The organism is Ensifer sp. ENS10 (assembly GCF_014852025.1).
In the GTDB taxonomy this organism is placed as follows: domain Bacteria; phylum Pseudomonadota; class Alphaproteobacteria; order Rhizobiales; family Rhizobiaceae; genus Ensifer.
The window spans coordinates 91,726-105,647 of the sequence record NZ_JACVAS010000002.1 but is presented as its reverse complement, the minus strand read 5'-3'; the positions used below and the strand labels follow the sequence as shown (position 1 = coordinate 105,647).

Genomic DNA, 13,922 nt, shown 5'->3' with positions numbered 1-13,922 from the left:
AAGATAGCCGTGAAGCTCAACGCGTTTGGCTCGTGCGCTCGCTCGCCAGCCACAGGCTGACGCCGACGAGTATAGCACCACCGAGGGGCAGATAGAGGCGAAGCCCCATCACCAGAAACTGGTAGAACGCGATGAGCGAGGTGAAGGCGAGCTGGAAAAACCAGGTCCTGGTGCCGGCAGGCGCGTGCCATTGGGCGTAAAACTGCCGGTAGTAGAGGGCATAGAGCATCGCCGTCATCGCGACGGTGCCGAGCGAAAGGAAGAAGAGGTAAGCCGCAAAACGCGTTTCCGGCCGGCCCCCCAAAGCTGCAAGTCGAGCCAGGAACAGCGATGGCGCCCAGGCCAGAAGCGCCCCGAAGCCGAAGATCAGAAGCAGCTCGGACAGATGAAAGGTGAGAGCACGCTCGCGAAGCCAGAGGCCGCACCAGGCCGAAAGCACCATCGCGCCGCCCCAGAGCGGCGCACCGATGACAAGCTCCCGCATCGTCGGAAGGGATTGGGCGAGCCGGCGTCGACGCAGGACGCCTACCGGCGCCAGATCTGCTTTTGCCTCGACGCCGGCCGCCGCATCGCTCATTTCGCGATCCGGGTCGGGATCGCGATCCAGCGTCCATCGGTTGTGCCTTCGAAGCCGAGCGACTTGACGAGAACCATGATGACATGGGTATCGGAGCCGTCGTCATTCCGATGGGTGACAGCGCCACCGACCTGATAGCCGGCGGGGCAGCGGCGGCTCTCGGGCAAGCGGCTATCGTCCTGCAGGACGTCTGTTGCCGGCTTGCCGGCCTTCATCGTCATCGACAGACGAAAGCCTTTGACCTCCTTCAGGAAGTCCTTGCAGATGCCTTCCGGCTCGAAGGTTTTCTCTTCGAGCGTTACCGAATAGGTCTCGCGGAACCCTTCGTCGGCCGCAAAGGAATCGTAGGTCAGCGCCAGCGGCTTGGCGTTCGCCTCGGTGATCGGATTATAGGCGGCAAGCAGCCCGGGCGCATCAGCCAGGCGATAGGCGTCGATCAAGGGTGCCGCACGGCGGCGTGCCTCGTGACGCGCCTTGGAGAGCGGGCTGCCATCCTCGCGGCTGACGGCGCGCACCGGCGCGCCGGGCAAGAAACTGTCATTGCGCGTATCGATCACATAGATGGTCGAATAGGGAAAGCCGGAGCCATCCTGAACGCCGTATTCCTCGAAGGCGAAGACATTGCCGTCGGCCGAAAAGCCGATCGGCTGGAGCGCGGCATAGTCGCCCGCCAAGGCCGGCGCTGCGGCTGCCGCAGCGCCCAGCAAAAGCACGCCGGGCAGTGCCGCGCGCGGCTTCATCGATAGGCCTTTTCTGCCGGCGTGCGGATCGCCTCGATCGCCGTGCGATAGGCTTCGACAGAGCCGCCCTTGAAGATCGCCGAACCGGCGACGAGAACGTTGGCGCCGGCGCCGGTTGCGAAGGCCGCCGTGTCGGGCGCAATGCCGCCGTCGACTTCGATCTCGATCGGACGATCGCCGATCATCGCCTTGATGCGGCGGATCTTTTCCGCCGTAGCTTCGATGAACTTCTGTCCGCCAAAGCCCGGGTTCACGGTCATGACCAGGATGAGATCAACCTGATCGAGCACGTATTCGATGGCGCTTTCCGGCGTTGCCGGGTTGAGCGAGACACCGGCCTTCTTGCCGAGCGACCGAACGGTCTGCAACGAACGGTGAAGGTGCGGACCGGCTTCGGCATGCACGGTGAGGATATCGCAGCCGGCTTTCGCAAAGGCTTCGAGGAACGGATCGGCGGGCGAAATCATCAGGTGGCAATCGAACGTCGCATCGGTGTAGCGGCGCAGCGACTTGATCACGTCGGGGCCGAAGGTGATGTTCGGCACGAAGTGCCCGTCCATGACATCGAGATGGATCCAGTCGGCGCCGGCATCGACGACGTCGCGGACTTCCTGTCCGAGCTTGGAGAAATCGGCCGCCAGGATCGACGGAGCAATGCGGATAGGGTGGGTCATGGCGCACTCCAGCGTGTTTTCCGCGCAATAGCACCGGCGGGGCGCGCAAACAACATGCTCGCGATCAAAGCTGCGTCACCTGAGCTGCGACCAGCACGGCATGAGGTCGTTTTCGGCCGGGTTCGCGTCATGAACGCCACGGGCGATGGCGCGCGCCATCGTCGATGCCGCCACCGCGCCGAGATCGATGAAATCCTCTAGTGTGGGGGTCTTGCCGCTGGCGCCGGTGGCAAGCGCAAAGATGAGATCGCCATCGAGCGGCGTGTGCGCCGGCCAGAGCGCTCGGGAAAAACCGTCATGGGCGGCGATTGCCAGGCGCTTCGCTTCGGCCTTTGTAAGCACCGCATCCGTCGCGATGACGGCGATCGTCGTGTTGGCGGCTGCGGACTGCCGGTCCCGGAACTTGATGCGGATATCGGCGGCGTCAGCGGGCAGTGGATGCGGCAGGCCGAGCGCACCGAACTCGCCGTCAAGCTCGAAGGGTGCGGACCAGAAATGCCTACTATCACCAACGGTCGCCGAACCGAGCGCGTTGACCGCAACCAGCGCGCCGATGGTGATGCCGCTTGGCAGAACGGTCGATGCCGAGCCGAGGCCGCCCTTGAAGGCGGCGGTCAGAGCGCCGGTACCGGCGCCGGCGGTTCCGGTCGCGAACGACGGGCCGGCGCAACGAACCGCCTCGAAGCCGAGTTCGCGATAGGGCGGGTAACGTCCCCAATCCTTGTCGCCGCCGTTGATCAGGTCGAACAGGATGGCGGTGGGCACGATCGGTATCCGGTGCGGACCGACGGCAAAGCCGCGGCCCATTTCTCTTAGCGCGGCCTGGGCTCCGGACGCAGCATCGAGGCCAAAGGCCGAACCGCCGGAAAGCACCAGGGCGTCGACTGTCTGCACCGTATTGTGCGGGTCGAGCAGATCGGTTTCCCGCGTTCCGGGCGCGCCGCCCAGCACCTGAACCGCAGCGGTTGCCGGCGGATCGCAGACGATGGCGGTGACGCCGGACTTCAGTCGGTGGTCCTCGGCATTGCCGACCGTCAGGCCCGCGACGTCGGTAATCAGGTTCAGCGGTCCGGTGCGCATCATTGGGCGGTTCCTTCGGCGGGCACTGGCACGAAGCGGCCGCCTTGCCACTGCATCAGGCGATAGGGATTTTCGGCGCGCTCGTGCTGCGCGTTGAAGGCAATGGGGCCGAGCACGGTCGGGTAGGGTCCCTTGGCGAATGCGTCGAGAAGGGGCTTGTCGTCCTTTTCCGCCTGGTCCTTGGCTTGCTCGAGCAGGGAGACCGCCGCAAAGGCGGACAATACGTAGCCATCCGGTTCGGTTCCGGCGGCCCGCAAGGCGTCCGCGACCGGCTTGCCCTCGGGCGATTGCGATGCGTCCGGCAGGGTGACCGCGAAAACGCCATCGGCGAGCGGCACGGTGAGATCGGCGGCATTCAGCGCGTCTCCGCCGAGCAAGGTGAGGCTCGCGCCTTCGCCTTGCGCATCGCGCGCGATCACCGCCGTGTCCTGCCTGTCGCCACCGGTAAAGACATGGGTCGCGCCGCTCTTCACCAGTCGCCGCACCAGGTTGACCTGCTGCTCCTGGGCGGGCCGATAGGTGTCGGTGAAGACCGGTGTCAGCCCAATTTCGCCGAGGGCGGAGCGCACGCTTTCGACCAGTTCCCGGCTGTGGATGGTTCCATCGTCGATCAACGCGATCGGCTTGTCCTTCCAGCGCTGGACGATGGTGTCGACGATGCTGGCAGCCTCGGCGTTGCCGCTCGGCGCAAGACGGAAGAGCGGCCACTTCTTCTTCAGCGCATCTTCCATCAGGACATCGGAACGCACACTGAGGGTGATGGCGGGAAGGCCCGCTTCGGCAAGTGCCGGAAGTGTGGCGTCCAGGCTTTCGGTGCAGAGAAACCCGATCGCTGCCTCGGCGCCTGCCGCAAGCAGCGCCTTGGTCAGCGCTTCGTTGCCGGCCGTATCGCAAGTCTCTGGAATGACGACGATCTCACTGCCGCGATCGCCGGCCTGGAACGCGGCGCCATCGATGATCTGCTTGCCGAGAGGTGCAAACGGGCCTTCGACCGGCGCGACGACGGCCACCTTGATGCCGGCTGCCGCGGCGGGTGCGGCCTGTACCAGTCCGGCCACGACAAGGCTGGCGACGATCAATCGAAGCATCCATTTTCTCCGCTGCCGCATTTTCCCCGGATCAGGAGGGATCCTGACCCCGCGGCGAGCCCTTACGTTGCCTTTTCCGTGCCGGTCGCGACTGGCGCGCGGCACGGTAGTGGCCGCATGTTTTAAGGATGTGCCCTACCGCGTCAAAGGAAAAGATGTGACTTCGGACGCGGATGGTTCTATCCGCGTCGCTGCCGTGTCGCAGATCTGCAAGATTCTCCTTGCAGCGGGTTTCATATTTCCCGGTACTGTCTATGTATGTGGCTGACTTCGCTCGGAGAAAGAATTGTTGGACAAGAGCCGGCTGGACCCCATCAGTTATCGCGACGCCATGAGTCGCCTGGCCGGTCACGTGCAGATCATCACCGTGGCCGATGGTGTCGAGCGGCGCGGTGTCACGGTCACCGCATCCTGCTCCGTGTCCGACAGTCCGCCGACGGTTCTGGCCTGCCTCAACGGCGCCAATCCGCGCAATGAGATCTTCACGCGCAGCGACAGTTTCGCGCTCAATCTGCTTGGCGATGAACATCGCGCCATGGCACACGCTTTTTCCGGCCGCGATCAACTCGACATGAATCTGCGCTTTGCCCTTGGCCAGTGGACCAAGCTGACGACAGGCTCTCCGATCCTCACCAACGCGATCGCTTCGTTCGATTGCCGGCTCATCGAGGTGAAGACGATCGCCACGCATCTGGTGCTGTTCGGCGAGGTCGTCGATGTCGCCATCGGGCCGGCGCGGCCGCCACTCATTTATGTGGACCGCGGATACCACTCGCTATAAGTTTTACGTGGCGAGATTTCGTGCCCATCGAGACATGAGAAGATCGCCATAAGCCTTTGAGTTGGAAGAGTGAATTCATTCGCTTTTCACATCAAGTTATCGATTCGAGCCGTGGCGGAGGAGACATGGCGACACAGGCGACCACAGCCCTGCCGCAGTCCATCGAGGAGACGATGGCGCTGCTGGAGGCGCATGACTATCTCGCGGGAACGGCGCTGGCGACGGTGCTGTTTCTGGCGCTCAGGATGAAGCGCCCGCTCTTTCTCGAGGGCGAAGCAGGCGTCGGCAAGACCGAGATCGCCAAGGTTCTGGCAAAGGCGCTCGATCGGCCTCTGATCCGGCTGCAATGTTATGAGGGCCTCGACGTCGCCTCGGCCGTCTACGAATGGAACTATCCGGCACAGATGCTGGAAATCCGCCTATCGGAAGCAGCCGGCAAGGTCGATCGAAAACGGATCGAAAGCGATATCTTTTCCGAACGCTTCCTGATCCGCCGCCCGGTCCTGCAGGCAATTTCTTCCAGCGCGGGCCGCGCGCCTGTCTTCCTGATCGACGAGCTTGACCGGACAGATGAGGCCTTCGAGGCGTTCCTGCTCGAAGTTTTGTCCGATTTTCAGGTCACGATACCGGAACTTGGAACAATCCGGGCGGACGAACCGCCAATCGTCATCATCACCACCAACCGCACCCGCGAAATCCATGACGCGCTCAAGCGACGCTGCCTCTATCATTGGGTCGATTATCCCAAGGCGGCGCAGGAGCTGGAAATCATCCGCCGCAAGGTACCCGGCTGCAACGCGACGCTGTCGCGCGAGGTCATCGCCTATGTGCAGCGGCTGCGGACAATCGACCTCTTCAAGAACCCCGGCGTCGCCGAAACGATCGACTGGGCAACGGCCCTGACGGAACTCGACCGGCTGGCGCTCGATCCGGAAACGATCGCCGATACGCTCGGAACATTGCTCAAGTATCAGGACGACATCGCCAGGATCGAGGGTGCCGAGGGGCGCAAGCTGCTCGCCGAAGTCAAGGCGGAACTGCTGGCGGCGGGCTGACCATGAAGGAGCGGGAGGAGCACAGGGATGGTGCCATTGTCCCGCCGCTTGGGGAAAGCGACGGCCGGCTTGCCGACAACATCGTCTTCTTCGCACGCGCCCTGCGTCGCGCCGGCATCAAGATCGGGCCCGGTGCCATCGCCGATGCCATCGATGCGGTGGCACTGATCGGAATCGGCGGCCGGGATGCGTTTTACGCCGCACTGCAATGCGTCTTCGTGAAGCGCCACGAGGACCAGCCGGTGTTCGACGAAGCCTTTCGGCTGTTCTGGCGCTCGCGCGGCCTCGTCGAGAAGATGATCGCGATGATGTCGCCGCTGGCGCCGGAGCGCGAAAGCGAGCGGCACCAGCGGCGTGCCGGCGAGACACGCGTCAGCGATGCGTTGCTTTCCGGGCACGAAGCGGATCGACCGCCACGTGAGGAACCCGAGATCGATATCGATGCGCGCTTCACGGTTTCGGGCCGCGAGCTCCTGCGTCGGGCCGATTTCGCGCAGATGAGTGCTGCCGAACTTGCCGAGGCGAAACGCGCCCTTGCCGCGCTGACGCTGCCGATGGACCGTGTCGTAACCCGTCGCTTCCGCCCATCGAAGAGGCAGATCCGCATCGACCCGCGCGCCACCATGCGTGACGCGATGCGTTTCGGCGGGGAACTGATCCTGCCGCGGTTCCGGGAGCGGCGCGTGGTGCATCCGCCGCTCGTCGTGCTTGCCGACATCTCGGGCTCGATGAGCCAGTACACCCGCATCTTTCTGCATTTCCTGCATGCGTTGACCGAGGAGCGGCGGCGCGTGCACACCTTCCTGTTCGGCACACGGCTGACCAATGTCTCCCGCCAGTTGCGCAATCGCGATCCGGATGCCGCGATCGACGACTGCGTGGCTGCGGTGAAGGACTGGTCCGGCGGTACGCGCATTGGCGAAACGCTGCATGAATTCAACAGACGCTGGTCGCGGCGCGTGCTCGGACAAGGCGCCATCGTGCTGATGATCACCGATGGCCTGGAGCGTGACGATGTGGGCGATCTTGAAATCGAAATCGATCGACTGCACCGGTCCTGCCGCCGGCTGATCTGGCTCAACCCGCTGCTGCGCTTCGACGGCTTCGAGGCGCGTGCGCGCGGCGTCAGAGCGATGCTGCCGCATGTTGACGAATTCCGGGCGGTGCACAATCTTGAATCGATTGGGGAACTGGTGAAGGCGCTTTCCGGGCAGGGTTCCCGGCAGGCTAACCCGCGGCGGTTCCTCAGATCTTGATCTGTCCGGCGGGAGGGTGGCAACATGCTGGAAGCTGCAAATGTTCTGGATCCGCTCGACATCGCCCAAGCCTGGATGAAGGAAGGGCGTAAGGTGGCGATTGCCACCGTGATCGAAACCTGGGGCTCGGCGCCGCGCCCCGTCGGCAGCCATCTGGTGATCGACGGCGACGGCAATTTTCAGGGCTCGGTTTCCGGCGGCTGCGTCGAAGGCGCCGTCATCACCGAAGCGGCAGATGTCATCGCTTCGGGCGCGCCAAGGATCCTCGATTTCGGCGTTGCGGACGAAACCGCCTGGCGCGTGGGACTTTCCTGCGGCGGCAGGATCCGGGTCCTTGTTGAACGGGTCGAAGGCTAGCGATGGAACGGAGGATTCTTGAAGCACTCAATGCGGCGCGTTCGGCGCGTCGGGCGGTTGTCACTGTCAGCGCTCTAGCCGGCAGCAGCAGCCAGGTCTATCTCGAGGGCGATGATTGTCCGGATGTCTGGCGCGGCCCGGTCGCGCGCGCCCTGCAATCCGGCAAGGCCGGGATCGTGGAGACGGAGCAGGGCTCTTTCTTCCTCAATGTCTACTTGCCGCCGCCACGCATTCTCGTCATCGGCGCCGTGCATATTTCACAGGCCTTGGCCCAGCTGGCGCCCGTTGCCGGTTTCGACATGACGATCATCGATCCGCGTACTGCCTTCGCAACGCCGGAACGTTTCGCAGGCGTCGAGCTCATCGCCGAATGGCCCGAGGATGCCCTGAAACAGAGGCCGCTCGACCGCTTCACCGCCGTGCTGGCCGTCACCCATGATCCGAAAATCGACGACGAACCAATCCGGGTCGCCCTTGCAGCCGGCTGTTTCTACGTCGGCGCGCTCGGCAGCCGGAAAACCCATGCGACACGGGTCGAACGGTTGCGACAGGCCGGTGTTTCCGATGTTGACATAGCCCGCATCCGCGCACCGATCGGCCTCGATATCGGTGCGGCGAGCCCGGCCGAGATCGCCGTCGCCATCCTGGCCGAAATCATCGAGGCGCTACGGCGCCGCGATACCAGCCATGTCAAAGGAGTGATTGCGTGAGGTTCGGGCCGGTCAAGACCAGCGAAGCGGAGGGCGCCATGCTGGCGCATGCGGTCAAGACGGATGAGATCCGGCTGCCGAAGGGCCACCGGCTTTCGCCCGCCGATATCGCCGCCTTGATCGCCTGCGGCACGCTGGAGGTGGTTGTTGCGCGCCTTGACCCCGGCGATCTCATGGAAGACGAGGCCGCAACGCGCATTGCGGCGGCAATTGCACCCGACCACCTGCGCTTCTCTCAGGCGGCAACCGGGCGTGTGAACGTCTACTCTCGGGTTGCCGGCCTCTTCGTCGCGAAGCGCGACACCGTCAACCGATTGAACCGCATCGATCCCGCCATCACGCTCGCCTGCCTTGCCGACCATGTGCCTGTGCAGGCCGGCGACATGGTCGCGACGATCAAGATCATTCCACTCGCCGTGGCCGGCCAACTCGTCGAGGAAGCACAGAAGCTGCTCCGGAGCCATGCCGCCTTCGAAGTAAAACCCTTTTCCGCGCGACGCGCAGCGCTAATAGCAACTCAGTTGCCGACACTGAAACCCCAGGTCATGGACAAGACGAAAACCATCCTGGCGGCTCGCCTGCGGCAATCGGGAAGCGAGCTTGTGACCGAGCGACGCGTCGCACACACGGAAGGCGCGGTCGCCGCGGCAATCGACGAACTCCGGGCCGACCATGACCTGCTGGTGGTCTTCGGTGCTTCCGCTGTCGCCGATCCGGATGATGTGATTCCCGCGGCGGTTCGTCGGGCAGGCGGCGTCGTCGATCATGTCGGCATGCCCGTCGATCCCGGCAATCTTCTCGTTCTTGGCCGTGTCGGCGAGATCCCCGTGATCGGGGCTCCCGGATGCGCCCGCAGCCCGCGCGAGAACGGATTCGACTGGATCCTCGACCGTATCCTCGCCGGCGAGTGGCCGAGCTTCGACGACATAACCGGCCTTGGCGTCGGTGGTTTGCTCGGCGAAATCCCGACCCGGCCGCAGCCGCGCGAAAAAGCAACGGCGTTGCCGTTAGGACCGGTCGAGATCGTCGTTCTGGCCGCCGGCCGCGCCAGCCGGATGGGACCGGACGGCGGGCACAAGCTGCTGGCGACCTTTGACGGCGTGCCGCTGGTTCGCCGCAGCGTCGAGGCAGCGATTGCTGCGGCCCCCGGCGGGGTTGTCGTGGTCACCGGCCACCGCGAGACCGATATCCGCGCTGCGTTGGAGGGTCTGCCCGCGAAGCTCGTCTCGAATCCAGACTACATGTCCGGAATGGCCTCATCTCTGACGATTGGACTTTCGGCCATCAACGAGCGATCCGCGGGCATGTTGGTCATGCTCGCCGACATGCCGGGCGTCAGCAGCGACGATCTGCGCAGGTTGCTCGATCGTTTTGCGGCCGAAGGCGGCCGCGCCGTCATTCGGGCAACCGCCGATGGGCAACGCGGCAATCCGGTCATCCTGCCGCGGCAAACCTTTTCCGCTGTCCGTCTTTTGGTTGGAGACGTTGGCGCAAGGCACATCATCGAGAAGTGCGGACTGCCGGTCATCGATGTCGAGCTTGGTTCGGCGGCGCGGCTTGATCTCGACACGCCGGAGCAGATTGTGGCTGCCGGCGGTATCCTGGAGGAATGAACGCGTGGACAATGCTGCCATCGAGGAGATGTTCGAGACGCTGGGGCCGGTGACCATCAAGCGGATGTTCGGCGGCAAGGGGATCTATTGCCAGGGCATCATCTTCGCACTCGAGGTGGACGGAGAAATCCTCCTGAAGGGGGACGAGCAGACGGCGCCGACCTTCGAGGCGGCCGGCTCCCGGCAATGGGCCTATGATGGCAAGGGCAAGCCGGTGAAGATGCCCTATTGGAGCATACCGGACGACGCCTTTGACGACCCCGACGAGATGGCGCGCTGGGTGCGGCTTGCCTATGAAGCAGCGTTACGATCGAGAAAATAGAGGATAAACCCGCCAGCGGAGGCAATCCGCGACGACTGCGCCGCTAGAGCATCCCGCTCTCAAGTGGAATCACTGGAGGCGGAAAGATGCTCTATAATCAAAGTGCTAGAGCGTCCTTTGTGCCTTCGCTTGAACGCACGGCGCTCTTGTGCTCCAGCCTGCGCAACGCATCGACTGCGTCGGCCGTAAAACGTGACAGCGGCTGGGGCAGGGCATCGAGATCGAACCAGCCGAGAGCGGAAAGCTTGTCCGGCTCGGTGAGTTCAGGCTCACCGATAAAGTCCCGGGTCACATAGATCATCGAGATCCAGTGCTGGCGGTCAGCCTCGATCACCTGTTCGCTGAGGCAGAGGAACTCGCTCGAACGGATCTGGAGGCCGCTTTCCTCTTCGGCCTCGCGCCGCGCTGCGGCTTCCGAGCGTTCCATATGATCGACCTTGCCGCCGACGATGTTCCAGTGCTCGGCTTCAGGCGCGTTAACGCGCTTGTAGAGCAGGATCTTGCCGTCGCGCACGATTGCAAGTCCGCAGCCGAGACCCGGAAAATCGATGCCCGGCAGGCCCATAGGTTTAATCAGGCCTTGCCGGCAATCAGCATGAAAGCGGGGATTTCGTCGCCGAAGCCAACGGGCGTCGGGCCGTCATCATAGTCGCGGCGGTGACGGTTGCGGCGATCGCGATTGTCATCGTTGGCCGGGTTCGATGCGCGCACCGGACGATCGGCGCGGTTGTTCTGTCCCTGCTTGTTTTCTGCGCTGCGTGCCGGTTTCACCGATTCCGCCCTTTCCACGACTGTTGCAACTTCGGCCTCACTATCGACACGCACGGTATCGGATTTATGATCGGCGCGAGCCCTCGGGCCGCGATCCCCATCTTTTTTCCGGTCCTTGCGGCCATCGCGATCGCGACCGCGATCGCGGCGACCGCTGTCGTGGCTTTCCATCGGCTCGGGCAAATTGGAAAGGTCGCCGTTCAGCCATTCGACCTTCTGGCCGATCAGCTTCTCGATCGCATCGGAGAACTTCGTGTCGCGCTTGGTCACAAGCGTGAAGGAGGCGCCAGAGCGACCGGCACGGCCGGTGCGGCCGATCCGGTGAACATAGTCTTCCGCATGGATCGGAACGTCGAAGTTGAAGACATGGCTGACATCGGGGATGTCGAGGCCGCGGGCAGCAACATCGGATGCAACGAGCAGCGTGATATTGTTGTCCTTGAAGCCGGCAAGCATGGCCATGCGCGAGCGCTGGTCCATGTCACCATGCAGGGCGCCGACCGAGAAGCCATGACGCTCGAGCGACCGAAAGAGGTCGGCGACATCCTTCTTGCGGTTGCAGAAGATGATGGCGTTCTTCAGATCGTCCTGGGCGCGAATCAGATCGCGCAGCACCGCGCGCTTTTCGTAATCCTTGGCGTGCGCCGCGACGAAGCGCTGTGTCACCGTCTGTGCCGTGGAGGCCGGGCGGGCGACTTCGACGCGCTCCGGGTTCTGCAGGAAGCGATCGGCGAGCTTCTGGATTTCCGGCGGCATGGTCGCCGAGAAGAACAGAGTCTGACGCGTGAACGGGATCATCTTGGCGATGCGTTCGATGTCGGGAATGAAGCCCATGTCGAGCATGCGGTCGGCTTCGTCGATGACCAGGATCTCGACGCCGGTCATCAGCAGCTTGCCGCGCTCGAAGTGATCAAGCAGGCGGCCGGGCGTGCAGATCAGAACGTCTGCGCCGCGCTCGAGCTTGCGATCCTGCTCATCGAACGAAACGCCGCCGATCAGAAGCGCGATGTTGAGCTTGTGGTTCTTGCCGTACTTGTCGAAGTTCTCCGCGACCTGGGCGGCGAGTTCGCGCGTCGGCTCCAGGATGAGCGTGCGCGGCATGCGGGCGCGCGCGCGGCCCTTTTCCAGCAGCGTCAACATCGGCAGCACGAACGAAGCGGTCTTACCCGTTCCCGTCTGGGCGATGCCCAGAATGTCACGACGCTGCAGGGCCGGCGGAATGGCGCCAGCCTGGATCGGGGTCGGGATTGTGTAGCCCGCATCGGTGACAGCGGAGAGAACTTTTTGGCTCAGGCCAAGGTCAGCAAAATTGGTCAAAGGGAAATCTGTTTCCGTTCCGGTTCAATAGAACACTGATCGATCGATGGAAAACGCACGAGACGTGGCCGCGCTCATAAGCTGAACGTCGCTGAAAGTCAAGAAATCCAGCACGTTGAAGCAGCAAAAGGTAAATAGTGGCGAATCTGTCGCATTTCTTGTCAAGCCGCGCAAGACCTGGAGACAGCCAAACGACCCGTCAGTTCATGTAGGAGGCGAGCTTCCGGCTGGCATCGAGAAAGCGCATGGGATCCACCGCCTCGCCATTCAGGCGGATTTCATAATGAAGGTGCGGACCGGTGGAACGACCCGTATTGCCGGACTTGGCAATGACTTCACCTTCCGTCACCTGGTCGCCAACCTTCACCAGAACGGCGGAAAGGTGGGCGTATCGGCTCGACACGCCGTTTCCGTGGTCGATTTCGACCATGTTCCCGTAGCCGCCGGTCAGGCCGGCATTCGTCACGGTGCCGGGCGCGGCCGCGCGAATGCGCGTGCCGACCGTCGCGCGGAAGTCGATGCCGGCATGGAGCGCCAGGCGACCGAGGAACGGATCAAGACGGTTGCCGAAGTCGCTGGTGATGTCGCTCGCCGGAGACGGGTTGCCGAACGGCAGCGCGCGGACCTGCGCCCGGGTCCGTTCCAGTTCCAGAAGAGCCGTATCGAGAGCCGCCAGCGACTGGCCGAACTCGTCATCATTCGCCGGTTCGACGAACGGGCCGCCAATGGCGCTATCGACAGAGTCAGACGTCGCGACGGGGACCATTGCTGCGACATCGCCGACCGGCAGGTCGACGCCGGTCCGACCGACGATCGAGCGAATCGCACCCGACGTCTTTGCAGCACCATCCGTCAGTTGCTTCAGTCGCGCCATTTGTTCGAGTTCGACGTCCTTCAGCGACAGCGTCACTTTGGAGAATATCCGGTCGGCACGGTCCGAGGTCGATTCGGCCGCATCGGGTGCGGCATAGGCGAGGGGAGCGGGACGAATTGCACCGGTGACCGACGCGCCGCTCAGGCCCATCAATTTCTCGATCGCCTTTACGCCGCCGCTGCTGGCGTCGGCCCGTTTCTCAAAGGCGAGGGGTTCAATCTCCGGGGTCCCGTTGCTTTCCGTCGTCAGGCCGGAACTTTCGGCCCTTTCGACCAGGGCGCCGAGCTTTCCGTTGCGCGAGGTCAGCGCCATCTGCTGGCGCAGCAGCTTCTCGACCTTTTCTTCGACCACCTGCTGGTCGAGCAGTTGCCGGCTGGTGACGCGATCGACCTGCGCTCTCAATGCCGTGATTCGATCCTCGTATTCGTGCTGCATTCGCGCCTGGCGGGCGATCGTGCCGCCGATGAGATCGTCGCGCAGGACCAGATAGGATGTGGCCGCGAGATAGCCGATGCTGCAGACGCCGGCGAAGGATACGGCGATTGCCGCCATCCAGGGACGAACCGTCATGTGGCGAACCTTGTCGCCACTTGCCAGTATCAGAACGTGATTTTCCTTACGTTTTCCGAAGGCACGATTTGCCGAACGTCCAGACACCCGTTCTCTCCCGCCATGTGCGCGTTGCCTCGCATCACCTGCGGATCATT

The 13,922-nt window shown here is 63.5% G+C and carries 15 protein-coding genes; 7 read left to right on the top strand and 8 right to left on the bottom strand.

Annotated features, from left to right (window positions below; all coding sequences use genetic code 11):
- Positions 1-16 precede the first annotated feature (16 nt).
- The 5 genes from IB265_RS07475 to IB265_RS07455 form a co-directional block, all read right to left on the bottom strand.
- Entirely contained in the window at positions 17-577 is a 561-nt protein-coding gene (locus IB265_RS07475; protein ID WP_192494705.1) for a hypothetical protein, read from the bottom strand.
- Positions 574-1,317: a DUF2259 domain-containing protein gene (locus IB265_RS07470; RefSeq protein ID WP_192494704.1), complete on the bottom strand. Its 744-nt coding sequence runs from the start codon at positions 1,315-1,317 to the stop codon at positions 574-576. The genes IB265_RS07475 and IB265_RS07470 overlap by 4 nt, the downstream gene beginning before the upstream one ends.
- Complete coding sequence (rpe, locus tag IB265_RS07465) at positions 1,314-1,991, bottom strand: ribulose-phosphate 3-epimerase (protein ID WP_110878656.1); 678 nt, start codon at positions 1,989-1,991, stop codon at positions 1,314-1,316. The genes IB265_RS07470 and rpe overlap by 4 nt, the downstream gene beginning before the upstream one ends.
- 75 nt (positions 1,992-2,066) lie before the next feature.
- Entirely contained in the window at positions 2,067-3,074 is a 1,008-nt protein-coding gene (locus tag IB265_RS07460) for a P1 family peptidase (RefSeq protein ID WP_192494703.1), read from the bottom strand.
- Positions 3,071-4,159 carry a branched-chain amino acid ABC transporter substrate-binding protein gene (locus IB265_RS07455; protein WP_192494702.1) on the bottom strand — a complete coding sequence of 363 codons (1,089 nt, stop codon included), beginning with the start codon at positions 4,157-4,159 and terminating at the stop codon, positions 3,071-3,073. The genes IB265_RS07460 and IB265_RS07455 overlap by 4 nt, the downstream gene beginning before the upstream one ends.
- 331 nt (positions 4,160-4,490) lie before the next feature.
- Here IB265_RS07455 and IB265_RS07450 point away from each other — a divergent pair, with 331 nt between their 5' ends.
- The 7 genes from IB265_RS07450 to IB265_RS07420 all read left to right on the top strand — a co-directional run bounded on the left by IB265_RS07450 (position 4,491) and on the right by IB265_RS07420 (position 10,253).
- Positions 4,491-4,940: a flavin reductase family protein gene (locus IB265_RS07450; RefSeq protein ID WP_110878723.1), complete on the top strand. Its 450-nt coding sequence runs from the start codon at positions 4,491-4,493 to the stop codon at positions 4,938-4,940.
- Between the two features lie 125 nt (positions 4,941-5,065).
- The gene (locus IB265_RS07445) at positions 5,066-5,995 is read left to right on the top strand and encodes a MoxR family ATPase (RefSeq protein WP_058324135.1); all 930 of its coding nucleotides are present in this window, start codon (positions 5,066-5,068) and stop codon (positions 5,993-5,995) included.
- A 2-nt stretch (positions 5,996-5,997) separates the two neighbouring features.
- Positions 5,998-7,251, top strand: coding sequence for a VWA domain-containing protein (locus IB265_RS07440; RefSeq protein ID WP_192494701.1), 1,254 nt, complete (start codon positions 5,998-6,000; stop codon positions 7,249-7,251).
- 24 nt (positions 7,252-7,275) lie between these two features.
- The gene (locus IB265_RS07435; protein WP_058324137.1) at positions 7,276-7,608 is read left to right on the top strand and encodes an XdhC family protein; all 333 of its coding nucleotides are present in this window, start codon (positions 7,276-7,278) and stop codon (positions 7,606-7,608) included.
- 2 nt (positions 7,609-7,610) lie between these two features.
- Entirely contained in the window at positions 7,611-8,318 is a 708-nt protein-coding gene (locus IB265_RS07430) for an XdhC family protein (protein WP_058324138.1), read from the top strand.
- Positions 8,315-9,931, top strand: coding sequence for an NTP transferase domain-containing protein (locus tag IB265_RS07425; protein ID WP_192494700.1), 1,617 nt, complete (start codon positions 8,315-8,317; stop codon positions 9,929-9,931). Before IB265_RS07430 ends, IB265_RS07425 begins: the two co-directional genes overlap by 4 nt.
- A 4-nt stretch (positions 9,932-9,935) precedes the next feature.
- Positions 9,936-10,253 carry a TfoX/Sxy family protein gene (locus IB265_RS07420; protein WP_058324140.1) on the top strand — a complete coding sequence of 106 codons (318 nt, stop codon included), beginning with the start codon at positions 9,936-9,938 and terminating at the stop codon, positions 10,251-10,253.
- A 97-nt stretch (positions 10,254-10,350) separates the two neighbouring features.
- Here the strand turns inward: IB265_RS07420 and IB265_RS07415 are convergent, their stop codons facing one another.
- From IB265_RS07415 to IB265_RS07405, 3 genes are all read right to left on the bottom strand, one after another.
- Positions 10,351-10,818, bottom strand: coding sequence for an NUDIX domain-containing protein (locus IB265_RS07415; RefSeq protein ID WP_058324141.1), 468 nt, complete (start codon positions 10,816-10,818; stop codon positions 10,351-10,353).
- A gap of 8 nt (positions 10,819-10,826) precedes the next feature.
- Complete coding sequence (locus tag IB265_RS07410) at positions 10,827-12,341, bottom strand: DEAD/DEAH box helicase (protein WP_058324142.1); 1,515 nt, start codon at positions 12,339-12,341, stop codon at positions 10,827-10,829.
- Positions 12,342-12,540: 199 nt separating this feature from the next.
- Positions 12,541-13,872 (bottom strand): M23 family metallopeptidase, encoded by a 1,332-nt coding sequence (locus tag IB265_RS07405; protein WP_058324143.1) that lies wholly within the window; start codon positions 13,870-13,872, stop codon positions 12,541-12,543.
- Between the last annotated feature and the right edge of the window lie 50 nt (positions 13,873-13,922).

What these genes read in the sequence shown, in the direction of transcription:
- IB265_RS07475 (WP_192494705.1), bottom strand. Translation starts at nt 577, where the DNA reads ATGAGCGATGCGGCGGCCGGCGTCGAGGCAAAAGCAGATCTGGCGCCG.
- IB265_RS07470 (WP_192494704.1), bottom strand. Translation starts at nt 1,317, where the DNA reads ATGAAGCCGCGCGCGGCACTGCCCGGCGTGCTTTTGCTGGGCGCTGCG.
- rpe (WP_110878656.1), bottom strand. Translation starts at nt 1,991, where the DNA reads ATGACCCACCCTATCCGCATTGCTCCGTCGATCCTGGCGGCCGATTTC.
- IB265_RS07460 (WP_192494703.1), bottom strand. Translation starts at nt 3,074, where the DNA reads ATGATGCGCACCGGACCGCTGAACCTGATTACCGACGTCGCGGGCCTG.
- IB265_RS07455 (WP_192494702.1), bottom strand. Translation starts at nt 4,159, where the DNA reads ATGCTTCGATTGATCGTCGCCAGCCTTGTCGTGGCCGGACTGGTACAG.
- IB265_RS07450 (WP_110878723.1), top strand. Translation starts at nt 4,491, where the DNA reads ATGAGTCGCCTGGCCGGTCACGTGCAGATCATCACCGTGGCCGATGGT.
- IB265_RS07445 (WP_058324135.1), top strand. Translation starts at nt 5,066, where the DNA reads ATGGCGACACAGGCGACCACAGCCCTGCCGCAGTCCATCGAGGAGACG.
- IB265_RS07440 (WP_192494701.1), top strand. Translation starts at nt 5,998, where the DNA reads ATGAAGGAGCGGGAGGAGCACAGGGATGGTGCCATTGTCCCGCCGCTT.
- IB265_RS07435 (WP_058324137.1), top strand. Translation starts at nt 7,276, where the DNA reads ATGCTGGAAGCTGCAAATGTTCTGGATCCGCTCGACATCGCCCAAGCC.
- IB265_RS07430 (WP_058324138.1), top strand. Translation starts at nt 7,611, where the DNA reads ATGGAACGGAGGATTCTTGAAGCACTCAATGCGGCGCGTTCGGCGCGT.
- IB265_RS07415 (WP_058324141.1), bottom strand. Translation starts at nt 10,818, where the DNA reads ATGGGCCTGCCGGGCATCGATTTTCCGGGTCTCGGCTGCGGACTTGCA.